The 22,846-nt window shown below is 60.0% G+C and carries 26 protein-coding genes; 3 read left to right on the forward strand and 23 right to left on the reverse strand.

What is annotated here, in order from left to right; genetic code table 11:
* Positions 1-5 precede the first annotated feature (5 nt).
* The 3 genes from ACXAG8_RS05770 to ACXAG8_RS05780 form a co-directional block, all read right to left on the reverse strand.
* Positions 6-1,565 carry a trimethylamine methyltransferase family protein gene (locus ACXAG8_RS05770; protein ID WP_475222805.1) on the reverse strand — a complete coding sequence of 520 codons (1,560 nt, stop codon included), beginning with the start codon at positions 1,563-1,565 and terminating at the stop codon, positions 6-8.
* 126 nt (positions 1,566-1,691) lie between these two features.
* Complete coding sequence (locus ACXAG8_RS05775; protein WP_475222806.1) at positions 1,692-2,384, reverse strand: HAD family hydrolase; 693 nt, start codon at positions 2,382-2,384, stop codon at positions 1,692-1,694.
* A gap of 28 nt (positions 2,385-2,412) precedes the next feature.
* The gene (locus ACXAG8_RS05780; RefSeq protein WP_475222807.1) at positions 2,413-2,697 is read right to left on the reverse strand and encodes a DUF3572 domain-containing protein; all 285 of its coding nucleotides are present in this window, start codon (positions 2,695-2,697) and stop codon (positions 2,413-2,415) included.
* Positions 2,698-2,786: 89 nt separating this feature from the next.
* Here ACXAG8_RS05780 and ACXAG8_RS05785 point away from each other — a divergent pair, with 89 nt between their 5' ends.
* Positions 2,787-4,187: a diguanylate cyclase gene (locus tag ACXAG8_RS05785; protein WP_475222808.1), complete on the forward strand. Its 1,401-nt coding sequence runs from the start codon at positions 2,787-2,789 to the stop codon at positions 4,185-4,187.
* 5 nt (positions 4,188-4,192) lie between these two features.
* On the opposite strand, the gene ACXAG8_RS05790 is transcribed toward ACXAG8_RS05785, so the two are convergent.
* The 4 genes from ACXAG8_RS05790 to ACXAG8_RS05805 are packed head-to-tail and all read right to left on the reverse strand — an operon-like array spanning position 4,193 to position 6,100.
* Positions 4,193-4,666: a periplasmic heavy metal sensor gene (locus tag ACXAG8_RS05790; RefSeq protein WP_475222809.1), complete on the reverse strand. Its 474-nt coding sequence runs from the start codon at positions 4,664-4,666 to the stop codon at positions 4,193-4,195.
* Positions 4,663-5,037 (reverse strand): hypothetical protein, encoded by a 375-nt coding sequence (locus ACXAG8_RS05795; protein ID WP_475222810.1) that lies wholly within the window; start codon positions 5,035-5,037, stop codon positions 4,663-4,665. Before ACXAG8_RS05795 ends, ACXAG8_RS05790 begins: the two co-directional genes overlap by 4 nt.
* The gene (locus ACXAG8_RS05800) at positions 5,012-5,626 is read right to left on the reverse strand and encodes an RNA polymerase sigma factor (RefSeq protein ID WP_475222811.1); all 615 of its coding nucleotides are present in this window, start codon (positions 5,624-5,626) and stop codon (positions 5,012-5,014) included. The genes ACXAG8_RS05795 and ACXAG8_RS05800 overlap by 26 nt, the downstream gene beginning before the upstream one ends.
* A gap of 6 nt (positions 5,627-5,632) precedes the next feature.
* Positions 5,633-6,100, reverse strand: coding sequence for an EF-hand domain-containing protein (locus ACXAG8_RS05805; RefSeq protein WP_475222812.1), 468 nt, complete (start codon positions 6,098-6,100; stop codon positions 5,633-5,635).
* A gap of 212 nt (positions 6,101-6,312) precedes the next feature.
* On the opposite strand from ACXAG8_RS05805, the gene ACXAG8_RS05810 reads away from it, so the two are divergent.
* Entirely contained in the window at positions 6,313-6,711 is a 399-nt protein-coding gene (locus ACXAG8_RS05810) for a DUF983 domain-containing protein (RefSeq protein WP_475222813.1), read from the forward strand.
* A 25-nt stretch (positions 6,712-6,736) separates the two neighbouring features.
* Positions 6,737-7,438, forward strand: coding sequence for an NUDIX hydrolase (locus ACXAG8_RS05815; protein WP_475223112.1), 702 nt, complete (start codon positions 6,737-6,739; stop codon positions 7,436-7,438).
* A gap of 9 nt (positions 7,439-7,447) precedes the next feature.
* Here ACXAG8_RS05815 and ACXAG8_RS05820 read toward each other — a convergent pair whose 3' ends face one another.
* The 16 genes from ACXAG8_RS05820 to ACXAG8_RS05895 all read right to left on the reverse strand — a co-directional run bounded on the left by ACXAG8_RS05820 (position 7,448) and on the right by ACXAG8_RS05895 (position 22,846).
* Positions 7,448-9,115 carry a ribonuclease J gene (locus ACXAG8_RS05820; protein WP_475222814.1) on the reverse strand — a complete coding sequence of 556 codons (1,668 nt, stop codon included), beginning with the start codon at positions 9,113-9,115 and terminating at the stop codon, positions 7,448-7,450.
* Positions 9,112-9,891: a type III pantothenate kinase gene (locus ACXAG8_RS05825; protein ID WP_475222815.1), complete on the reverse strand. Its 780-nt coding sequence runs from the start codon at positions 9,889-9,891 to the stop codon at positions 9,112-9,114. Before ACXAG8_RS05825 ends, ACXAG8_RS05820 begins: the two co-directional genes overlap by 4 nt.
* Positions 9,892-9,902: 11 nt before the next feature.
* Positions 9,903-10,652 (reverse strand): biotin--[acetyl-CoA-carboxylase] ligase, encoded by a 750-nt coding sequence (locus ACXAG8_RS05830; protein ID WP_475222816.1) that lies wholly within the window; start codon positions 10,650-10,652, stop codon positions 9,903-9,905.
* Positions 10,653-10,706: 54 nt separating this feature from the next.
* Positions 10,707-12,149 (reverse strand): NADH-quinone oxidoreductase subunit NuoN, encoded by a 1,443-nt coding sequence (gene nuoN / locus ACXAG8_RS05835; RefSeq protein WP_475222817.1) that lies wholly within the window; start codon positions 12,147-12,149, stop codon positions 10,707-10,709.
* A gap of 15 nt (positions 12,150-12,164) precedes the next feature.
* Positions 12,165-13,709: an NADH-quinone oxidoreductase subunit M gene (locus tag ACXAG8_RS05840; RefSeq protein WP_475222818.1), complete on the reverse strand. Its 1,545-nt coding sequence runs from the start codon at positions 13,707-13,709 to the stop codon at positions 12,165-12,167.
* Positions 13,709-15,925 carry an NADH-quinone oxidoreductase subunit L gene (gene nuoL / locus ACXAG8_RS05845; protein ID WP_475222819.1) on the reverse strand — a complete coding sequence of 739 codons (2,217 nt, stop codon included), beginning with the start codon at positions 15,923-15,925 and terminating at the stop codon, positions 13,709-13,711. The genes ACXAG8_RS05840 and nuoL overlap by 1 nt, the downstream gene beginning before the upstream one ends.
* 7 nt (positions 15,926-15,932) lie before the next feature.
* Positions 15,933-16,238: an NADH-quinone oxidoreductase subunit NuoK gene (gene nuoK / locus ACXAG8_RS05850; protein WP_005984024.1), complete on the reverse strand. Its 306-nt coding sequence runs from the start codon at positions 16,236-16,238 to the stop codon at positions 15,933-15,935.
* Entirely contained in the window at positions 16,235-16,750 is a 516-nt protein-coding gene (locus ACXAG8_RS05855) for a DUF4262 domain-containing protein (protein WP_475222820.1), read from the reverse strand. The genes nuoK and ACXAG8_RS05855 overlap by 4 nt, the downstream gene beginning before the upstream one ends.
* 3 nt (positions 16,751-16,753) lie before the next feature.
* Positions 16,754-17,356 (reverse strand): NADH-quinone oxidoreductase subunit J, encoded by a 603-nt coding sequence (locus ACXAG8_RS05860; protein ID WP_475222821.1) that lies wholly within the window; start codon positions 17,354-17,356, stop codon positions 16,754-16,756.
* A complete protein-coding gene (locus ACXAG8_RS05865) occupies positions 17,353-17,763 on the reverse strand; it encodes a carboxymuconolactone decarboxylase family protein (protein WP_475222822.1) in 411 nt (136 codons plus the stop codon). Before ACXAG8_RS05865 ends, ACXAG8_RS05860 begins: the two co-directional genes overlap by 4 nt.
* Positions 17,760-18,254: an NADH-quinone oxidoreductase subunit NuoI gene (nuoI, locus tag ACXAG8_RS05870; RefSeq protein WP_475222823.1), complete on the reverse strand. Its 495-nt coding sequence runs from the start codon at positions 18,252-18,254 to the stop codon at positions 17,760-17,762. Before nuoI ends, ACXAG8_RS05865 begins: the two co-directional genes overlap by 4 nt.
* Position 18,255: 1 nt before the next feature.
* Entirely contained in the window at positions 18,256-19,293 is a 1,038-nt protein-coding gene (gene nuoH / locus ACXAG8_RS05875; RefSeq protein ID WP_475222825.1) for an NADH-quinone oxidoreductase subunit NuoH, read from the reverse strand.
* 207 nt (positions 19,294-19,500) lie between these two features.
* Complete coding sequence (nuoG, locus tag ACXAG8_RS05880; RefSeq protein ID WP_475222826.1) at positions 19,501-21,522, reverse strand: NADH-quinone oxidoreductase subunit NuoG; 2,022 nt, start codon at positions 21,520-21,522, stop codon at positions 19,501-19,503.
* Between the two features lie 3 nt (positions 21,523-21,525).
* Complete coding sequence (locus ACXAG8_RS05885; protein ID WP_475222828.1) at positions 21,526-21,930, reverse strand: DUF5333 domain-containing protein; 405 nt, start codon at positions 21,928-21,930, stop codon at positions 21,526-21,528.
* A gap of 98 nt (positions 21,931-22,028) precedes the next feature.
* Entirely contained in the window at positions 22,029-22,415 is a 387-nt protein-coding gene (locus tag ACXAG8_RS05890; RefSeq protein ID WP_475222829.1) for a hypothetical protein, read from the reverse strand.
* An 11-nt stretch (positions 22,416-22,426) separates the two neighbouring features.
* The gene (locus ACXAG8_RS05895; protein ID WP_475222830.1) at positions 22,427-22,846 is read right to left on the reverse strand and encodes an MAPEG family protein; all 420 of its coding nucleotides are present in this window, start codon (positions 22,844-22,846) and stop codon (positions 22,427-22,429) included.

The raw sequence follows: 22,846 nt of genomic DNA on the forward strand, positions 1-22,846 counted from the left end.
TCGCGTCAGAAATCCGTAGGGGCGCCCCCTTCGGCCTTGCGTCGCGCGACAAAGTCGGCCAGTTCGTCGCGAATTGCGGCATCCATCGGCGGTGCTTCGAAACTGCTGACGATTTCCTTGAACATGTAATGCGCGCGCTCGGCCGTCCAGACGCCGCCATTGGCCTCCCAAGCCTCGTAGTTTTTCCAATCGCTCAGGAAGGGTTGGTAGAAGGCGGTCGTGTATCGGTCCTGGGTGTGCTGGATACCAAAGAAATGCCCGTCATTGCCGACTGACCGTATCGCCTCGATCGCGATTTCATCCGGTCCGGTCGCACAGATCTGCGGGTCCATATACCGCTGGATTTGTTGCAGCACTTCGCAATCCATGATGAATTTTTCGGGGCTGGCGATCAGCCCGCCCTCAAGCCATCCGGCGGCGTGATACACCATGTTCGTACCCGACTGGACCGCCGCCCACAAAGAGTTCGAGGTTTCCCACATCGCCTGACCGTCCGGAACGTTGGACGAGCAGACCCCGGACGAGCGCATGGGCAACCCGTAATACCGCGCCATCTGCCCGGTCATCTGGGTTGAACGCATGTATTCCGGGGTTCCGAAGGCTGGCGCGCCCGACTTCATATCCACGTTGGACGTGAAGGTTCCGAGCACGCAGGGAATGCCGGGGCGCACATATTGAAACAGGGCAATCGCGCACAGCGCCTCGGCCAGGGACTGGGCCACCGCACCGGCCATCGTCACCGGTGCCATTGCCCCAGCCAGGGTAAACGGCGTCACGACAATGGCCTGCCCCCGCCGTGCCAGCCGCAGGCAGCCATCAATCATCGGCTGGTCATGCTTAAGCGGCGAGGTCGAGTTGATATTGGTGTACATGCGCGGTGCGGCTTCGAATTCCTCATGGCTCAGCCCGCCGGCAATGCGCACCATCTCCATCACGTCCTCGACGCGTTCCTTGCCCAGCGAATAGGCGTGCATGGCCTTGTCGGTCAGGGTGAGCTTGTCAAAGAGAACGTCCAGGTGCCTGACACTGGCATGAATATCGACCGGTTCTACCGGATAGCCGCCTGCGAAATGGATGCAGTTGAAATACTGGGTCAGTTTCAACAGGTTCCGGCACATTTCCCGGGTGCCTGCGACCTTTTTTCCGATCTCCATGTCCCAGTAATTCGGCGGCGAAGAGACATTGCCGAACAACATCGTCCGGCCGCCGATTTCAATGCTCCGCTCCGGGTTTCGCGGCGTGATGGTGAACTTGGCGGGGGCCTTGGCCACCATTTCCATCACAAAGTCCCGCCCCATGCGAACGTTTTGCCCCTGAATGGTGCAACCGGCCTTGCGCAGGATGCCAATCGCCTCGTCATTCAGGAATTCAATCCCGATCTCTTCGAGGATGCGCATTGCGCCGTCGTGAATTGCCGCGATGCCGTCGGGGGTCAACGGTTCAACCGGCGCGTCCCGGTTGATCGGCGGGCTAAACGGCATCTGGTCGATAACCGCCCCACCGCGGCGCGCGGCCGCCCCGGCGCGCCCGCCACTTCGACGTTTGCGAGTCGTATTGTCGGCCATCTTCCCCTCCGCTGCGGAACCAGATCATTCCAAGCAAGCACCAAGGGTACGGGTCATGGCCGGTCTGTCTGCGACAGGTTCTGTCGGTTTTCAGATGCCAAGCGCCGATTTTTGGAAAAATTCATCTCAGGCCACAGCCAACCATCCCGGTATATGACCGATATCCGGCAGGACGACATCAGCCAGGGGGGCCAGCACATCGGCGGTTGCAAGCCCGGTCAGGACACCGATCGTCATCATTCCGGCGGCGCGTCCCGCCTCCAGATCGTGACGGCTGTCGCCGACCATCGCAACCCGCGCGGGGTCGATCCCAATCACATCCGCAAAGGCCAGCAATTGACCGGGCCCCGGTTTGAAACCGTGTCCGCTGTCATATCCGGCGACGAAATCAAAAAGATCACGAATACCGGCAGATTCCAGATGTTGCAGGGCCGGTTCCTCGCCGTCATTTGTCGCCACGCCAAGCTTTCGGCCGCCCTTGCGAAGCTCGGCCAATAGCGGCGCCAGCGGAACGGCGGGAATTTGCGGCGCGACCGAGGATTGCGCAATCAGAATGTTCAGCAGCTCTGCGCGGCGCATTTCACCCAGATAGGGCGTCAGGGCCGCGGCGACCTCGTTCAGGGTTCCGGCGATAACAACACTGTCGTGTGCATATTCCTGCGTCGCCATGTCAAACCCGATGACCCGGCCCAGATCGGCGGCCCTCGCCGCGTCCCCACCGGCCAATTGCAACAGCAGGTCGCGGCCGAACACGCCCCAGGTCGCGGCAAAGTCAAACAGGGTTCCGTCCTTGTCGAACAGCAACGCGTCAATGGGCATGGTCAGCCTCTTTCTGGTTTGTAACGGATCATGTCCAATGCATGTCCGCCCCGCCGGACATTACCGCGCGCGCCTGCCCCGGCAGGTCATAGGGCACCGTGGCCGCATCGCAAAACGCAATCACCCACGAATCGTCCATCACCAGGAAATCCAGAACCGAGACCAGAAATTCCGGATCGCCGGCCCTGTTCCGCAAGTCTTCGGCGGATGCGCCGGTTGCGCCAAGAAAAACGGGTAACAGCTCGTCATTTCCGACCAACCAGGTCAGAGCTTTAAGAGCAAGCGTTTCGGCGTTTTCGGCGGAAATTGGCATGAACCGGCTCTGACCACTGCATTGGAAAGGGTTTGTTAACCAGAGTCATAAACACTTTGACACCGCATGCAATCTAACGGTGAGGGTCCATGTCCGTACAGGGAACAATCCTTGTCCTAGACGGGGTATCAACCAATCGCATCATGCTGAAGGTTCAGCTAACCGCGGCTTGGTATCACGTTGTACAAGGTGACAGGCTGCAAGGTCTCGGCGCCATGCTGAAAAGGACGCAACCAGACCTGATTCTGGTCGCCCAGACCCTTCGTGATGGCACTGCGGCGGATGCCAAAACGCTGGTGATGCAAGACCCTGCCATGCAGGATGTTCCTGTCGTGGCCATCACGCCGCAAAACGACAAGGCCGCGCGCCTGCAGGCCCTGTCGGCGGGTTTGGATGATGTTCTGACCTATCCCTTCCGGGATACGCTGCTGCTTGCGCGGGTGCGCCGGTTCTTGCGCGCACGCGCCGACATTCAAGAGATCAGAACCACCAATGACCCGCAATCCATGGGCTTTGGCGAACCGCGCGTCGCCCTGATCGCGCCCCCTGCCAGGGCACGGGTCGCCATCGTGGCGCAGACGATGCAAACCGGCAGGGCGTGGCAAAACGAACTGTCGACCCGGCTTGACCATTCCGTGACCGCACATGCCCAATCGAACCTGCATGACCTCTTGTCCGCACCGCCCCCTGACGTGATCATTTTCGAACTGGGTGCCGATGGTGTCGCGTTTGAATTGCTGGCCGATCTCAGGTCACGCAACGGGACAAGGCACGCGGCGCTGATCGGCGTTATGCCGGGCCAAGACGCCAGAACGGCCTCCGAAGCGCTGGATCGTGGGGCCGATGCCATTTGCACCGATGGGTTCTGCAGCACCGAAGTCGGTTTGCGGGTTCAAACCCTTGTCGCCCGAAAGGCGCGCGAGGACCGGATCAGGGCGTCCATGCAACAGGGCCTGGCAGAGTCGCTGATTGACCCCCTCACCGGCCTGTATAACCGGCGCTATGCCTTTTCAGCATTGGAACAGATCGCCCAGAGATCGGCGCCCATGGGCAAGGGCTTTGCGATCATGCTGGCCGATCTTGATCACTTCAAATTCGTCAACGACCGGTACGGGCACCCGGTGGGTGACCACGTGCTGATGGAAACCGGACGGCGGCTGCAAAAGGTGATCGGGCCATCCGGTTTTGCGGCCCGCATCGGCGGCGAAGAGTTCCTGATCGGGTTGCCGGATGTGACCCGCATTCAAGCTGTGCAAAAGGCGTTGGAGGTTCGGAATTGCATCTGCAGCACCCCCTATGACCTGCCCGACCGGACAGGGTCGGTTTCGATCACGACCAGTATCGGATTGAAAACCAGCGACTCGTCAAAATCCCGCCGGTTCGACGAAGCCACCCCGGTCAGCGAGCTTATGAAATGCGCCGATGCCGCGCTTTATGCGGCCAAGCGGGCCGGACGAAACAGGGTGCAGCTTGGCCAGGACGCGGCCTGAGGGCGTCAGTCCCTTGATTTGCGCCCCTTCGGGCCCCGCTCGATTATGTCAACCAGCCGATCCGCATAGATCAGGCGTTCGCTGTCAGTCATCGCCGAAATACGCACCAACCACTGTTGCTGCAGCGCGGCCTGCATCCGGGCCATCGATTGCGCCTGTTCCTGCAACAGGGTTTCGACCGCAGCCGGATCGAACGGCACCTGACGCAGCGCAAGGTTCAGAGCGTCGAAGTCCCGGTCGCGTGCATCGGCCCCCTTGTCGCGCAGCCCCGACAGGTCGGCCCTCAGCGCCTTTCGCTCCGGTTTCGGCAGGGCCCGGAACAGCGCCGGGCCAAAACCTGGTGGCTTGCGCGCCTCGTCCTCGCCCTTGAACCGCATCGCGGTCCCGAACACGGCACCTGCAACCAACAGGTTCAATGCCAGCGAAGCCACCAGAAGAACAGGCACCCACCGGCGCTTTGGCTTGGAATTCTCGCTCATTCCGTTTCCTCCAGATAGTCGAAACTCAGCCCAAGATCGGCAACCAGGTAGGTCGTGTCCTGCCGCATCAGATAGTTCGCCGGGTCAGGCAGAAAGTCCGGCGCGGCAAACCCGACCCAGACGCCGGTTACACTTGCGGCCAGCAATCCGCTCATGCCTTGCCACCCGCCGAGCCCATCAACCAGACGAGCCAGAAGCCCCCGCGACAGCTTGGTCTTGGGCGGAGCAAGACGGGCCAGGCGCACGGCCTCGGCATCTGTCTGCATCCGGACAGCCAGAGCATCCGGCATGGACGCCCTGTCATTCCGTGCCTGGGCAAACAATAGATCCAGTTCTGTTTCGTTTTCAGCCATCGCCATACCCCAGTTCATCTTTTCGCCCCGCCAATATCGCGGTCAACGCCCGTTTTCCCCGTGCCGTCAGGCTTTCGACGGCTTCGACAGATATTCCCATGACCCCGGCGATCTCCGGGTTGGACAGTTCCTCGATATGCCGCAGGATCACGGCCTCTCGTTGTCGGTCCGGCAGCTTGGATAAGGCCATCTGCAGTGCGTCCTTGCGGGCATCATCCTGCATCCGGTCCACCACGCTGGCGGCATCATCTTCGGGTTCGGCCACATCGCTCAGGGCGTCGGGCTTCTTTTTACGCCTGCGGTCCAGACACAGGTTCAATGTAACGCGATACAGCCATGTCGTGACTTTGGCCTGCCCCGGCACCCATGACGGTGCCATTTGCCATAGGCGCATCATTGCATCCTGGGCAACATCTTCGGCTTCGGCACGGTTGTTCAGCATGCGCAAAGCGACGGAATAACACCGTGGACCCAACCTGTCGGTCAACAGGCGCGATGCCATTGCGTCGCCATCCGCAAAGCGCCTCAGCAACGCATCGTCGCTGAGGGTATCCGCGGCAACCTTGCTGCCGCGGACGATCTGCTCCGGAGAGGTCAGGTCTTCCATTCCGGGTTAGTTGTCGTCTTTATCCGCCGGGCCGCGTTTCTTGTGCGGCCGGTGCATCTTGTCCTTGGCATCCGCGAATTCCTGTTCCGAGACAGAGCCGTTTCCGTCCGCGTCGATCCGGTCAAACATCTTGTCACCCTTGCGCGGCTTCGGCAACTCGTCTTTCGACAGGAAGCCATCCTTGTCGGCGTCGATCTTCTCGAACATTTTCGACACCCGGTCGTTGGCCTTTTTCTGGGCCGATGCCTGCATCTCTTCCAGGCTCAGCTTGCCGTCACCATCGGCATCCGCAGTGGTGAATTTCTGCGCGCGATGCGCTTCCATTTCTTCCTTGGTGATCTGGCCATCGCCATTTGCATCCAACTCCTGAAAGGTCACCGGCGCCCGGTCCCGCGGCCCCTTTGCCAGTGCCGTGGTTCCTGTCACGGCAACTGCCGCCAGCACGATCGCCGAGATAAAAGTGGTGCTTTTCATGTCTATTTCCCCTATTTGGGCGGCCTAGCGCCGCTGCTCATACCTCTTCAAACGCCGCATCTGGGGATTTCCGTCGCCTGGGGGGCAGATTTTTTGTAGTCTTCCAATGCAGCAGTCGAATTCCGGGGCCGGCGGTTCATAGCGACGCACCCCCCTTTTCTGTCCGCCCAAAGTTCACCACTATCACCAGGATTGAACGCGCGAGTATCACGATGACAGATCAGACCATCACCAATGACACCGAAAATGACCGCCCCACATGGCCCGCCATCGCAAAGGGATTTCGGTGCAAATGCCCCAAATGCGGCGAAGGAAAGCTGTTGCACAGCTATCTTAAGGTCAACGACACCTGCCCCGGCTGTGGCCAGGAACTGTTTCATCATCGTGCCGATGACGGGCCCGCATATCTGACGATCCTGTTCGTCGGGCACCTGCTGGCGCCCGCGCTGCATGTATCATACGTGCATTGGCGCCCTGACCCGCTGACCATGGCGATCGCGTTTTCGATCGGATGTGTCGGCCTGTCGCTTTTTCTGCTGCCACGGCTCAAGGGTGCCATCGTCGCCTATCAATGGGCGCGCCGGATGCACGGGTTCGAGAAATCCGAATAAGCGCCGACATCAATTCGCCGGGGGGCTGAAGATGGACAAATCCGCCATTCGCAATGCCGCGACCGTTGTCGTGTTGCGCAACCGACAGGACGACCCGTCAATCCTGATGGGCCAACGGGGGGCTTCGGCGGCCTTTATGCCGAACAAGTTTGTCTTTCCCGGCGGCGCGGTCGATGCCGGTGATGCCGGGGTTCCTCTGATGCGGGGTCTTCCGGATATCTGCCACAAGCGTCTAGCAGAAAAGGCCGACCCCGGGCTTCAATACCCATTGGCCGCGGCCGCCATTCGCGAGCTATGGGAGGAAACCGGTCTGATACTGGGGCACCCCGGCGATTGGCCCGGCCCGGTTCCTGCTGACTGGCAAGAGTTTGCAGAGCTTGGGTTTCGCCCCTCGGCAGAAGCCTTACAATTCGTATTCCGCGCCGTGACCCCTCCGGGGCGACCGCGCCGTTTCGATGCGCGATTCTTCCTGGTAGATGCCGATGCGGTTCAAAACGACCTGGACGATTTCAGCCGCGCCTCGGACGAGCTGTCGCACCTGCAATGGATCCGCCTGAGCGAGGCACGCGATTTCGACCTGCCGTTCATCACCGAAGTGGTTCTTGCCGAAATCGCCGCGCGGGTCGATGACCCGACCCCGCCTGCATCGGTGCCTTTCTTCCTCAACAACGAAGAAGCGAGCCTGTTTCAAAGGCTCAAGGGACGGCCGATGCCGCATACGGACTGACCCGGCGGGTCATTTCATTCGGCTGATGACAACCGTAACCTCGGGCTTTTTGCCGATTTCGACCTGCGCGCTTTGACGGACAATCCTGCGCATCGATTCTTCCAGTTTTGCATCGTCGCGCAACGTCTTGACCTCTGCGCGCATCAGGAACTGGTTGAGGTCCTCTTCGAGCACATCGACCAACGCGGCCCGCGAGGAACCGATTTCCGGCAACCCCATCGTGTCGCACCAGGGTTCGCCCAACGGCTCGTCATCCTCGTCCAGAATGACCGTCACCACGACATGCCCATTCAGCGCCATCCGGATACGGTCCCTGACCACCCCGTCCATCGCGCCGATCTTGACCGATCCGTCCAGATAGGTCCGACCGGTTTCAACAAAATCAGCGACCCGTGCGGTATCTTCGGTCAGGTCCAACATGGTTCCGTTCACGGCAAGCGTACCGGTACGCCCGCCCGCTTCGGCCAGTTTCACATGTTCGCGAAGATGCCGGTGTTCGCCGTGCATCGGAATGACCATTTGCGGGTCAATCAGCGCGTGCACACGTTCAAGGTCTGGCCGGTTGGCGTGCCCGGAAACGTGGTACAGGCCCGACCCGTCATCCACGATGTCCACACCCTTTTCGCTGAGCTGGTTCATGATGCGGATAACACCCCGTTCATTTCCGGGAATGGTCTTTGACGAGAACAGGAACAAGTCCCCTTCGGCCAGTTCGATACCGCGATATTTGCCGCGCGCCAGTTGGGCGCTGGCGGCCCTGCGTTCGCCCTGGCTGCCGGTAACGATCAGCATCAGGTTCTGGCGCGGCAGGTCCAGCGCCTCTTCGGCACTGACCACGCGCGGGAAATCCGACAGGATGCCGGTCTCGGTGGCGGCTTCGATCATCCGGCGCATAGCGCGCCCCAGCAAAACCACCGACCGGCCAGCCCGCTCGCCCGCCTGGGCCAGCGTTTTGACACGCGCGACATTGGACGCGAAGGTGGTGGCAACCACCATGCCGCTGGCGTTCGAGACAAGCTCGGTGATCGCCGGTCCGACTTCTGATTCCGAACGTCCGGGATGGCCGGAAAACACATTCGTGCTGTCACAGACCAAAGCCTTGACACCGGACTTGCCGATCTCGGTCCACAGTTCGGGGTCAAACGCCTCGCCCACGACGGGGTTTTCGTCCAGTTTGAAATCGCCCGAATGCAGGACCCTTCCAGCAGGCGTGTCGATAACAAGCGCGGCGCTTTCGGGAATAGAATGCGACACCGGCAGAAAACCGATGGTAAAGGGCCCCGCCTTGATCTGCTCGGGCCAGGCCGAAGCGGTGCGCACGGCATCTTCGGGCTGGCCGTGTTCGCCCATCTTTCTGCGCGCAATATTCGCGGTGAACGCCCGCGCGTAAACCGGTGCGCCCAGGGCCTCATAACAATGGGCGACCGCGCCGATATGATCTTCATGCGCGTGGGTGATGAATATCGCCTCTAGGCGGTCGGCCCGCTCTTTCAGCCAGGTGATATCGGCATAGATAAGATCAACGCCGGGGGTTGTGTCCATATCCGGGAAAGTGACGCCCAGATCGACAAGGATCAGCCTTTCCTGACCGGGTTTCCCATATCCGTAGACATAGGCGTTCATGCCGATTTCGCCTGCGCCGCCCAGCGGCAGATAGATCAATCTCTCGCTGCTCATATCGAGCCATTTTCCTTGTTATAGCGATGGATCACGGTCAGCCCGTGCATCGTCAAATCATCTTCGATCGCATCAAACCCGACATCGGCCTGGTCAAACAGCGGGGCCAATCCCCCGGTTCCGACGACTTTCATCGGCATACCGAATTCTGCCTTGATGCGCGAAATCAGCCCTTCGATCAGGCCGGAATACCCCCAATACACGCCCGACTGGATGCAGCCAACCGTATTTGTTCCGATCACCTTGTCCGGGCGCGTGATGTCGATATGGGGCAAGGCGGCCGCACCCTGGTGCAATGCCTCAAGGCTCAGGTTCACACCCGGTGCGATGATGCCGCCAACATAGGCACCGTCTGCTGCCACGACATCGAAATTCGTGGCCGTGCCGAAATCGACCACGACCACGTTGCCGCCATGGCGGTCGAACGCGGCGGCCGCATTGGCCAGCCGGTCAGGGCCCGGCACAGTGCCTTCGTCAATCCGGGGCGGTTGCGGCATCAGGCATTCGGGCTTGCCGACAACCAGCGGGCGGCAGCCAAAAAAGCGGTCGGCAAAAACACGCAGGTTGAATACGACGCGCGGGACGGTGGATGCGATGATTACATCGGTAATATCTGCCTCGATCCCGTAATGTTTCACCAGCGTGGAATACCAGGTGAAATACGCATCCGCCGTGCGGGCATGGTGGGTCGATGTCCTGAGCGTGCAGAGAAATTTTTCTCCGTCCCAGATCGAGAAAACGGTGTTTGTGTTGCCGCAATCGATGGCCAGAAGCATCCGGGCCCCCCTTAGAAATACACGTCTGCCGCCGGTATGCTGACACGACCCTTGGCGGTGTTTAGGACAAGGTTGCCGCCCGCGTCCACTGTTTCAAAAGTTCCGACCGTCTCGGACGCGGCTGTGCGGGCAGTGATGACCGTGCCCAACCGGGCCGCGCGCGACAGCCACGCGGTACGGATCGGTTCAAACCCAAAGCTGGAAAACTGGCTTTCAAACCGGGCATAGGCCGCGGCAAGTTCGGTCAGAAAATCCTGAGGCGTGACCAGAGCACCCGTTTCGGACAAAAGCGAAACAGGGCGTACTGCGCCAGGTTCCACCAGGTCGGCCCCCGGTGCCTCGGACAGGTTAACGCCGATCCCTATTGCCAGATGAGAAACCGCGCGCCCCTGCCCGGTGCTTTCCAAAAGGATTCCGGCCAGCTTGCCACCGTTCAGCAAAACGTCATTGGGCCATTTGAGCGACAGGCCAGCAGACCGCCCCGTCACTGCCACGCAGGCGTCAAACAAGGCCAGCGCCGCAACAAAGCTGCGCAAGGCCGATTGCTCGGGCGGGCCGTGGGGCCGCAACAGCAATGTCGCGGCCAGATTGCCCTTTGGGTTGGCCCAGGCGCGGCCCCTGCGTCCGCGTGCGGCTGTTTGGTGGTGGGCCAGAATCCAAACCGGCCCCTGTGCCGTTGGCGCGATACGCGCGGCCTCGTTCAGCGTGCTGTCCACCTCCTGCACCTCGTGCAGACCGTATCCCGAAGGCCAGGAGCTCATGGATAAAAGGCCGGGCTTTCCAGCCCCGCCCCTTTGTCTGCGATCACGGCCGGATCAGTTGACAAGTGTCGACGCCGCTGCGGCTGCCGCACCTTCGATGCCGAACTGGTAAAAGACACCGATCAGCATCAGGGCAGCCGACCCCATCAGCGCGCACCACAAGACAGGCGACGAGCGTGTCTCGATCGGTTCTTCGTTTTCGGCGCCGAAATACATGTAGAAGACGATCCGCAGATAGTAGAACGCACCGATGACCGACGCGATGGCCGATATGATGACCAGACCGGTCAACCCGGCGTCAACACCGGCTTGCCAGACGCCAAATTTGGCGAAAAAGCCAAGCATCGGCGGCACGCCCGCCAGGCTGAACATCAGGATCAGAACGGCCAGGGCCTTGCCCGGATCCCGCTTGGAATACTGGCGCAGCGCGTCGATATCGGTGATCGGCTTTCCGTCCCGTTCCATCATCAGGATGAACGCAAAAGTGCCGATATTCATCGTCACGTAGATGGCCAGATACATCAGCATCGCCTTGACGCCCAGAACCGTACCCGCGGCCAGACCGATCAGCGCATATCCCATGTGGGCGATCGAAGAGAACGCCATCAGACGCTTGATGTCGCGCTGGCCGATTGCAGCCACGGCGCCCAACAGCATCGACAGGACCGACAGCAAAACGATCACCTGCTGCCAATCCTTGACCGCACCGCCAAAGGCATCATGCAGAACGCGCGCGAACAGGGCCATCGCGGCAACCTTTGGCGCGGTTGCAAAGAAGGCCGTGATCGGTGTCGGCGACCCTTCATAGACGTCTGGCGTCCACATGTGGAAGGGCACGGCAGATACCTTGAACGCCAGGCCCGAGATCAGGAAGATCAGGCCGAACAACAGCCCAAGCGACACTTCACCGTGGTGAACGGTTTGAATGATGCCCGAGAACAGCGTTGTTCCGCTGAAGCCATAAACAAGCGACGCCCCATACAGCAGCAGGCCCGAGCTGAGCGCGCCCAGCACGAAATACTTGAGCCCCGCCTCGGTCGATTTGGCGCTGTCGCGACGCAATGCGGCCACCACGTACAGCGCCAGCGACTGCAATTCCAGCCCCATATACAGGGACATCAGATCGCCCGCGCTGACCATCATCATCATGCCGACGGCGGCCAGCGCCACCAACAACGGATATTCAAACCGCAACAGACCGCGGCGGGTCATGTAGTCCTGGCTCATCAGCAGAACGGCGGCGGCAGAAAGCAGGATCGCCACCTTGGCGAACCGGGCGAACCCATCGTCGACGAACATGCCTTTGAACGCCACGTTGACACCATCGCCATTGGTGGCAATCCAAAAGGCCAGCAGCGCCATCAGACCGGCCGTCGCCCAGGTCAGGATGGGCGCCAAGGCGTCTTTGGTCGTGTAGACAGCCCCAATCAACGCCGCCATCGCATAGATCGCCAGCACGATTTCCGGCAGGATTACAGTCAGATCAGCCTGGATCATGTCTCCAAAGCTCCCTTAATGCGAGGTGGCAACCTGGGACGCGGTCTCAGCCGCGGCCAGGGCCGTGTCATAGTTCGAAATCAGCGCAGCGGTGGAATTGCCGATCACATCGGTGACCAGGGAAGGATAGACCCCCAGCAAGATTGTCATCACGATCAGCGGCGCAAAGATCAGCCGCTCGCGCGAGCTCATGTCGGTAATGGACTTGAGGCTTTCCTTGATCATATCGCCAAAGACCACCCGGCGATACAGCCACAAGGCATACCCGGCCGAAAAGATCACGCCCGTGGCTGCCACGGCAGTCACCCAGGTATTGACCTGGAATGTGCCCATCAGCGTCAGGAATTCACCAATGAACCCGCTGGTGCCCGGCAGGCCGACATTGGCCATCGTGAACAGCATGAAGACCAGCGCATAAGCGGGCATCCGGATCACCAGACCTCCGTAGGCTTCGATGTCGCGTGTGTGCATCCGGTCGTAGATCACGCCGACACACAGGAACAGCGCCGCCGAAATGAACCCGTGGCTGAGCATCTGGAAAATCGCACCGTCCACGCCCTGTTGAGTGGCGGCGAAAATCCCCATGGTCACGAACCCCATATGCGCGACCGAGGAATAAGCAATCAGCTTTTTCATGTCTTCCTGCACCAGCGCCACCAACGAGGTGTAAACAACGGCAATTGCCGACATCCACAGAACCACATCCGTCATGACTTCGGACCCGACGGGGAACATGGGCAGGCTGAACCGAAGGAACCCATAGCCACCCATCTTGAGCAGGATCGCGGCCAGAACAACCGACCCGGCTGTCGGGGCCTGAACGTGGGCATCGGGCAACCAGGTATGCACCGGCCACATCGGCATCTTGACCGCGAATGAGGCAAAGAACGCCAGGAACAGCAGGGTCTGCATGCCACCAACGATATGAATTCCCAGCAGGTTGAAACCCTCGAACGGGAACTGGTGGGTCATCAACAGGGCGATATCGGTTGTCTTGGCCTCGGAATACATGGCCACCATGGCAACCAGCATCAGAACCGACCCGAGGAAGGTATAGAGGAAGAATTTGAAGCTGGCATAGATCCGGTTCGCCCCGCCCCAGATACCAATGATCAGGAACATCGGGATCAGGCCCGCCTCGAAGAACAGGTAGAAAAGAACCAGGTCAAGCGCCATGAAGACGCCCAGCATCAGCGTTTCCAGCAGCAGGAAAGCGATCATGTATTCCTTGACCCGGTCGGTCACGTTCCAACTGGCCAGAATGGTCAGCGGCATGATGAACGTGGTCAGCAGAACGAACAGGACGCTGATGCCATCGACACCCATCTTGTATTTCAGACCCATCAGCCATTCACCCTCTTCCACCATCTGGAAGCCGGTGTTGGACGGGTCAAAGCCTGTGTAGATGCCGATCGAGACCAGGAAGGTCACGGTCGTCGCCACCAACGCAACCCATTTGGCGTTGCGCTGCGCGGCAGCGTCCTCACCATGCAGGAACAGGGCCAGAATTCCTGCTGCGATGGCGGGGATGAAGGTGACAATAGATAGGATATTGTCCATTAGTGTGCGCCTCCGCCGATCGACATCCAGGTGACAAGGGCGGCGATGCCCAAAACCATCCAGAAGGCGTAAGTAAAGATGTAGCCCGTCTGCGCCTTGCCTGCGAGGCGGGTAAAGAAGGGAACAACGCCCATCGCGACCCCATTCAGGAAGCCGTCGATTGTGTTGCCGTCACCGCGTTTCCACAGGAACCGCCCCAAAGCCATGGTGGGTTTGACAAAGATCGCGTCGTAGATTTCGTCAAAGTACCATTTGTTCAGCAAGAACAGGTACAGCGGACGCTGGTTCGCCGCCAGACGCGCCGGCAACGAGGTATTCACGATATAGAACCAGTAGGCCACGACAAAGCCCAACAGCATGGCGACGAAGGGCGAGACTTTGACCCATTTCGGGGCGGCATGCGCGTCGTCCAGCACATGGTTGTCCGGCGCCATATAAAGCGCACCCTCACCCGGCTTGCCCACAAAAGCATAGTGATGATCGCCGCCATGCGCTGCTGCATCAGCGTGGCCCTCATCAGCGTGGGCCGTATCAGCGTGGGCCGCATCGGCGTGGCCCTCATCAGCGTGGCCGTCAGCGGCGTGCGCATCTTCGGCATGGGCATCTTCGGCGTGCCCGTCATCGGCGTGATCAGCCTCGGCATGCCCGTCGGTCGCGGCGTGGTCACCGGCATCTGCATGGGCCTCGGCCACGGGGATACCATAGAACTTGCCCACTTGATCGGCGTGACCGAAGAAGTTGCCGTACCAGATCATCCCGGCAAAGACCGCGCCCAGTGACAGCACGCCCAGCGGCACCAGCATGACCATCGGGCTTTCATGCGCGTGGTCATGCGTGTGCTTGTCCCCGCGCGGCGCACCATAGAAGGTCAGGAAGATCAGGCGCCAGCTGTAGAACGAGGTGAACGCAGCCGCGATGACCAACAGCCAGAACCCATAGCCTGAACCGCCTGCATAGGCGCTCTCGATGATGGCATCCTTGGACAGGAACCCGGCGAAACCGAATGTGGTCAGCGGGATACCGACGCCGGTGATGGCCAGCGTACCGATCATCATCGCCCAGAAGGTATAGGGGATCTTTTTGCGCAGGCCGCCATACTCGGTCATCTCCTGCTCGTGATGCATCGCGTGGATCACCGATCCGGCGCCCAGGAACAGCAGCGCCTTGAAAAAGGCATGCGTCAGCAGGTGGAACATCGCCGCCGAATACATACCGACACCTGCGGCCACGAACATATAGCCCAGCTGCGAACAGGTCGAATAGGCGATGACGCGTTTGATATCGGTCTGAACCAGACCCACGGTCGCCGCAAAGAACGCGGTTGAGGCCCCAAGGACCGTGATGAACCCGGTCGCACCCGGCGCGAACTCCATCAACGGCGACATGCGGCAAACCAGGAATACACCCGCGGTTACCATGGTTGCGGCGTGGATCAGTGCCGAAACAGGGGTCGGGCCTTCCATCGCGTCAGGCAACCATGTGTGCAGGATCAACTGCGCCGATTTGCCCATCGCGCCGATGAACAGAAGAACACAAATGACTTCGATCGCGCTCCACTCGCCCCACAGGAAGTGCAGCTGTGTTTCAGCCAGCGTCGGGGCCGAGGCGAACACGTCCGAAAAGTTGATGCTGTCAGTCAGGAAGAAGATCGCGAAAATCCCCAGCGCAAAGCCAAAGTCCCCCACCCGGTTGACGATAAAGGCCTTCATCGCGGCCGCATTGGCCGACGGCTTGCGATAGTAAAACCCGATCAGCAGGTAGGACGCGACGCCCACGCCTTCCCAGCCAAAGAACATCTGAACCAGGTTGTCGGCCGTCACCAGCATCAGCATCGCAAAGGTGAAGAAGGACAGATACGCAAAGAAACGCGGCTTATAGCTTTCGCCTTCGCGCCATTGCGGGTCGTGATCCATATAGCCAAAGGAATAGAGGTGCACCAGCGCCGAGACCGTCGTCACCACGATCAGCATGATCGCGGTCAGCCGATCCAGGCGAACCGCCCAGCTGGTCGACAGCGACCCGCTTTCGATCCAGCGCATGACCTCGATCTGCTGGGTTACTCCGTCGAAGGTGAGGAACACAATCCACGACAGCAGGCAGGCCAGAAACAGCAGACCTGTTGCGGTCCACATGGCGGCCTTCTCGCCGATGAATCGCCAGCCGAACCCGCAGATCAAAGCGCCCACAAGCGGGGCAAAGAGGATGGTGGTTTCCATAGTTCTCTTAGCCCTTCATCATATTGACGTCTTCAACCGCGATGGTGCCGCGGTTGCGGAAGAAGCAGACCAGAATGGCCAGCCCGATGGCTGCCTCGGCCGCTGCTACGGTCAGCACGAACAGTGTAAACACCTGCCCGACCAGATCGCCGAGAAAGCTGGAGAACGCCACAAGGTTGATATTCACCGCCAGCAGCATCAATTCGATGCTCATCAGCAGGATGATGACATTCTTGCGGTTCAGGAAGAGACCGAAGATGCCGATGACGAACAGCGTCGCCGCGACCGTAAGATAGTGTTCAAGTCCGATCATGATCCTAAGCCTTTTTCAGTGCTTTCATTGTCAGGTCGATCCAACTGAGGTTGGTACCACGGCGCCTTCTCAACTTCCCAAGGCATCGCGCCGTCACTGTCCGGCCAGAAGACTTGAAGCGCAGTCTTGAGTTCTGGGCGTTTTGTAGCCGCGCGAAACGTAATGCTCGCGCCGAAGTGGTTATCAAAATTTGACGGGTGAACAGGCCTTAACTCTAAGGGATAATTTTTGATGATTTCGACAAGCTGCTCGTTGCCGCCATTCCATGTCCAGCCTGATTTCGCGCGATCCACTATGTCCGAAAGGATGCCATGAGCTGTTTCCTTCGCGAGGCCGAATACTATCAACTCTGGCAAACCGCAGTATTCATCTAGGTTCGTCGTATAAGTGAACTCCGGAGTTTCTTCGGGATCGTCTTTCGTTGGAAAAACACTCGTTGCAGCCCAACCGAAGTCGTCCACCAGTTTTATCGTGTTTTTTGTGAAGTCACTCACTTCCGGAAAATCAGGCATCTGCTACAACCCCTGCCCCGGTTTCACGTCCTTCAACTCCATCGCTTTGGCCGGGTCACGCATCATCTGGGCGATGATGTCCTGACGCTTGATGTCCTGACGGTGGCGCAGCGTCAAAACGATGGCACCGATCATGGCCACCAGCAGGATCAGGCCCGCCAGTTGGAACAGAAGGAAGTATTGATCGTAAAGAATGACACCCAGCGCCTCGGTATTGTGGCGGTCCGCCGGGATCGGCTGCGCCAGGTTGGCGGCGGCGCCTTGCGCGCTGTCCCAGGCCCCAAAGGCCATGACGAACTGCATCAGGATAACCAGGCCGATCAGCAGGGCCAACGGCATATAGCGCGCCATCTCGGCCTTGAGCTCGGCAAAGTCCACGTCCAGCATCATCACCACGAACAGGAACAGCACCGCAACCGCGCCGACATAGACGATGATCAGCAGCATCGCCACGAACTCGGCCCCCAGCAGCACGAACAAGCCTGCCGCCGACAGGAAGGACAGGATCAGCCACAGCACGGAATGCACCGGCTGGCGGCTGATCACCGTGAACAGCCCGCCGGTGATGGCGCTGATGGCAAACAGATAGAAGGCAAAGACGGTCATTGATCCTCATCCTCGTTATCGCCCAGGACCTCTTGCGCCAGATCCAGCGCGCGGGTCATGGCCGGGATGCCGGCAAAAACCGACATCTGACCGATCGTTTCCACGATCTCTTGTTTCTTGGCCCCGGCCTCAAGCGCGTGGCGCACGGTTTGACGCACCGCCGCATCCGCCTGCGCACCCTGACAGGTCAGCCCCGCCAGCGTCAGCAGCAGGCGGGTCTTGGCATCCAGCCCGTCGGTGTTGACGGCATTGCCAAACATCATCTCCATGACCTCTTTGGGCATGGTCGGCCACAGTGCTTCGAACCCTTTGGGCGAAAAGCTTTCCATCGCCGGGTTCAGGGCCTTGGCCATGTCCTGAGCTTGCCGCATCATCAGCTCGAACGGATTTGTCGGGCTATCAGTCATCGGTACGGCGCGTCCATTTCCAGGTTGCGGGCGATCTCGGCTTCCCAGCGTTCGCCGTTCGACAGAAGCTTTTCCTTGTCGTAAAACAGCTCTTCGCGGGTTTCGGTTGCAAACTCGAAATTCGGACCTTCGACAATGGCATCGACCGGGCAGGCCTCTTGGCAAAAGCCGCAATAGATGCACTTGGTCATGTCGATATCATAACGCGTGGTGCGGCGGCTGCCGTCTTCGCGCGGTTCAGCGTCGATGGTGATGGCCTGCGCCGGGCAGACCGCCTCGCACAGTTTGCACGCGATGCAACGTTCTTCGCCGTTGGGATAACGGCGCAGCGCATGCTCACCGCGGAAACGCGGGGACAGAGGCCCCTTTTCATGCGGATAGTTCACGGTGGCCTTGGGTGCAAAGAAATACTTCAGCCCCAGCTTCATGCCGACCCAGAAGTCCTGCAGCAGGAAATACTTGGCAGCGCGGGAATAGTCGATTTGGGTCATATCAGCCTCCTACGCTCCAACGCGCGAACGCGCCCCAGAACCAGTCGAATTTCGCCGCAAAGGATACGAACACCACCCAGACAAGGCTGAACGGCAGGAACACTTTCCAGCCCAGCCGCATCAGCTGGTCATAGCGGTAGCGCGGCGTGATCGCCTTGACCATCGCGAAGATGAAGAAAAAGAACGCCATCTTGGCAACCATCCACAGCACGCCGTCAGGCAGACCGGGGATCGGCGACAGCCAACCGCCGAAGAACAGCAGCGTTGTCAGCGCGCACATCAGGAAGATCGCGATATATTCGCCTGCCATGAACAGCAGGAACGGCGTGGCCGAATATTCAACCTGATAGCCTGCGACCAGTTCCGATTCCGCCTCGGGCAGGTCAAACGGCGGACGGTTGGTTTCAGCCAGGGCCGAGATAAAGAACAGGAAGACCATCGGGAAATGCGGCAGCCAGTACCAGCTGAAGAACCCGAACGAGCCATCTTGCGCACGCACGATGTCGCCAAAGTTCATCGACCCCGTCGAGATGATGATGCCGATGATGATCAGCCCGATGGACACCTCGTAGGAAATCATTTGCGCGGCCGAGCGCAGGGACCCCAGGAACGGGTACTTTGAGTTCGACGCCCAACCGCCCATGATTACGCCATAAACTTCCAACGACGATACGGCGAAGACATAGAGGATGGCGACGTTGATATCCGACAAGACCCAGCCATCGTTGAACGGGATCACGGCCCAGGCGATCATGGCCAGAACAAAAGATGTCAGCGGCGCAAGGATGAACACCGTCCGGTCCGCACCGGCCGGTATGACGACCTCTTTCACCACGTATTTCAACGCGTCCGCCACCGATTGCAGCAGACCGTAAACGCCAACCACATTGGGGCCGCGCCGCATCTGGACAGCAGCCCAGATCTTGCGGTCGCCATAAACAAGGAACAACAGCGAGATCATCACAAAGGCAACGACAGCAAGCACTTGCGCCAGAATGATGATGGCTATTCCGCCTGGGGTGTTAAAGAATTCAGCCATTGGTCCTCACACCGTGGTATTTCCGTTTACCGCGCGTGATGCAAAGGCCAGATGCCTGCGCACAAAGCGGCTGGGTCGGCGCGTTGGTGTAAACAGCATCTGCCGCCAATACGCCACCCTTAATCTTGGGTTCCACATACAAATCAGACGCGGCGACCTGCCACCCGGCATCGCCCCTGTCTGCATGTGATATGAAACAGCTTTGGTTCATTCCGCCGCGATCTTTTCAGCCTTGCGGGCCTGCGCCTGCGCGGAAAGCTCTGCCATCAGTTGCGAGGCGCGCGCAATCGGGTTGGTCAGGTAGAAATCCTTGACCGAATTGCGGAATGTGGCCTTGCCCAGCGGGCCTGCTGCCAGCGCCTGAACCTCGTTCTCGATCACTTCGTCGATGCGGGCCAGATGCGGAACCGCCTCGATCAGCGCGCTGCGCAGTTGCGCCAGCGAGTCGAAGGGCAGCGTTGCATCCAGTTCGGCGGACAGTGCACGCAGGATGGCCCAGTTTTCCTTGGCCTCACCCGGCGCAAATCCGGCGCGCATCGCCAGTTGCGGACGGCCTTCGGTATTCACGAACAGGCCGTTTTCTTCGGTATAGGCCGCGCCCGGCAGGATCACGTCGGCGCGGTGCGCACCGCGGTCACCGTGGCTGCCCTGATAGATCACAAAGACACCGTCACCGATTTCAACTTCATCCGCGCCGAGGTTATAGATCACATCCGCCGCGCTGACCGCATCCATGCCGCCTTCGTTCGTGGCATCCACATCCATCGCACCCACGCGTGACGCTGCAGTGTGCAGCACAATCAGACCGCTTTCCGTATTGGCCGCAATGGTTTGCGCCGCGGCCAGAACGGCGGCTCCGTCCGCCTCTTGCAGCGCGCCTTGGCCCACGATGACCAACGAGCGTTTGGCCTTGATCTCGTCATCCCCGCCCATGTCGAGGGCTTTTTGCAACGCAGCGCGATCGTCACCCATGTGGTGATAGGCAAAGGTCAGATCCACCGCCGGGCCGACCAGGGCAACCTCGGCCCCATGGGCCCATGCCTTGCGGATACGGGCGTTCAGCACCGGCGCCTCATCACGCGGGTTGGTGCCGATCAGCAGGATACGTTCGGCCGTGTCGATGTCTTCGATTGCGGCGGTGCCGGCATATGCGCCGCGATTGCCCGCAGGCAGCTTGGCCCCGTCGGTGCGGCATTCCACAACGCCGCCCTGCCCTTCGATCATCTGTTTCAACGCAAAGGCGGCCTCGACCGGGGCCAGATCGCCCACGATACCAGCGGGTTTGTCGGCCCCTTTCAGCGCTTCAGCCGCTTTGGTCAGCGCCTCGGGCCATGTGGCCGGACGCAGTTTCCCGTTTTCACGGACATACGGCTTGTCCAGACGCTGACGACGCAGCCCGTCCCAGACAAAGCGGGTCTTGTCGCTGATCCACTCTTCGTTCACGCCGTCATGGTTGCGCGGCAGGAAACGCATGACTTCGCGACCCTTGGTATCCACGCGGATGTTCGCGCCAAGCGCGTCCATCACGTCGATGCTTTCGGTCTTGGTCAGTTCCCAGGGGCGCGCGGTAAACGCATAAGGCTTGGACGTCAGCGCACCAACGGGGCACAGGTCGATGATGTTGCCCTGCATGTTGGATGCAAGCGTCTGGTTCAGATAGGACGTGATTTCGGCATCTTCGCCACGCCCGGTCTGGCCCATCTGGGTGATCCCGGCGACCTCGGTGGTGAAGCGAACACAACGGGTGCAGCTGATACAGCGGGTCATGGCGGTGCCAACCAGCGGCCCCAGGTCCAGATCATCAACCGCGCGCTTGGCTTCCTTGAACCGCGACCCGGACAGGCCATAGGCCATCGCCTGATCCTGCAGGTCGCATTCACCGCCCTGGTCGCAGATCGGGCAATCCAGCGGGTGATTGATGAGTAGGAACTCCATCACCCCTTCGCGGGCCTTCTTGACCATGGGCGAGTTTGTCTTGACCACAGGCGCCTGCCCCTCGGGGCCAGGGCGCAGGTCACGGACCTGCATCGCGCAGGACGCCGCAGGTTTCGGAGGGCCGCCGACAACCTCGACAAGGCACATCCGGCAGTTCCCTGCAATCGACAGACGCTCGTGATAACAGAACCGCGGCACTTCGACCCCGGCCTGTTCACAGGCCTGGATCAGGGTCATTGCACCATCGACTTCGATTTCCTGCCCGTCGATATTCACCTTGCGAAGGTCAGACATGGTCTAGTTCGCCCTCAAATACACGCCAATGGCGCTGTTTCTTTCGATTTCCGCCCGCCCAAGCTTGCAGAACGTATTCGGTTTGTCATAGCTCACCCCGTTTTGCGCCAGGTAAGCCTCGCCCTTGCTGCGCATCCGGTCTTTTTCGGCATCGGATTCGACATATGCGCGAATTTCCTTGTCCGAATAGCCCAGCTTGTTTGCCTTGGACCGCAGCCCCCACATCACCCCGATCGCCTTCATCCGGCGCCCGCTGATCGACGGGCAGTAATCCGAAATCTCATTTGCAATGGCGATGTAATAGAGTTCGTTGTCGATCTCCTTGACATCGCGCAAGGGCGGCTTGGCCTCGGCCATCGCCGGCAACGCCAGCACGGCGCACAGAACTGCGGGTTTCACAATAGACATGCCATTTCCTTTCGTCTTGGGTTTCCCAAGACGACATCCGGTCGAGCTGCTATGCAATAACAGCCCCCGGCCCTGGTCATGATATGTGATAGCGCGGGTCATGGTCTTTGGCACGATCCCGCAAATGTCAGCTTGTCATTGTCGATACGCAGGGTCTGCGGTTCGCTGTCGGGGCCGACCTTCCAGACAATCCGGGACGAGCCAAAATTCTGGACGCAATACCGCGTGGCCTCATGCCGCCCGGCCTCGCGGGCGCCGTCCAGTGACGCGGACACGCCATTGACGGTCACGGTGAAATCGGTGGGCGTGGCCTTTTTGTCCACGGCCTTGGCGCTTGCGCGGAATGCATGGCCATCGAACAGGATCCGGTCGCTGGATGACCGACCGCTACATGCCGCCAGCAATGCAACAGCGGCCAATACCCCAAGGGAAACCGCCCTGGCGCGCGCTGCGTTTTGCTGTTTCTGATCGATCTTGTTTCTCACCGTAATGTTCCTCAGGAAACTGCCGCCGCCAGGGCCAGAAGGCCCATCACCGCCATACAGGCCCAGCCAATGACATACAGGACCGACCGCAGGCCGCTATGGGCGCGGCCAATCCCGCGCAGATGCACGATCAGCATCGCAACACGCGCAACCAACGCCACCGACGCCAGCATATTTACCCAAACCGGGCCAACCCCCAGCAGGATCGCCGCCATCGTGACCGTCAGGAACGCAGGCAGGGTTTCTGTCCCGTTCAGGTAGGCGCGGTTCAAACGATACGCCCGGTCCGAATAGTCCTGTTCGGGGGTGGCCCCCGGTGCCAAGCCCTTGCCCGCCTTGGACAGCGCCGAAAACGGCGCCAGCAACAGCACGATCAGGGTAAAGATCACCAGGGCGGCAATCGCATGGGAATATTCGGCAAAGCTCTCCAT

This window comes from Ruegeria sp. ABD4_443 (genome assembly GCF_056160865.1).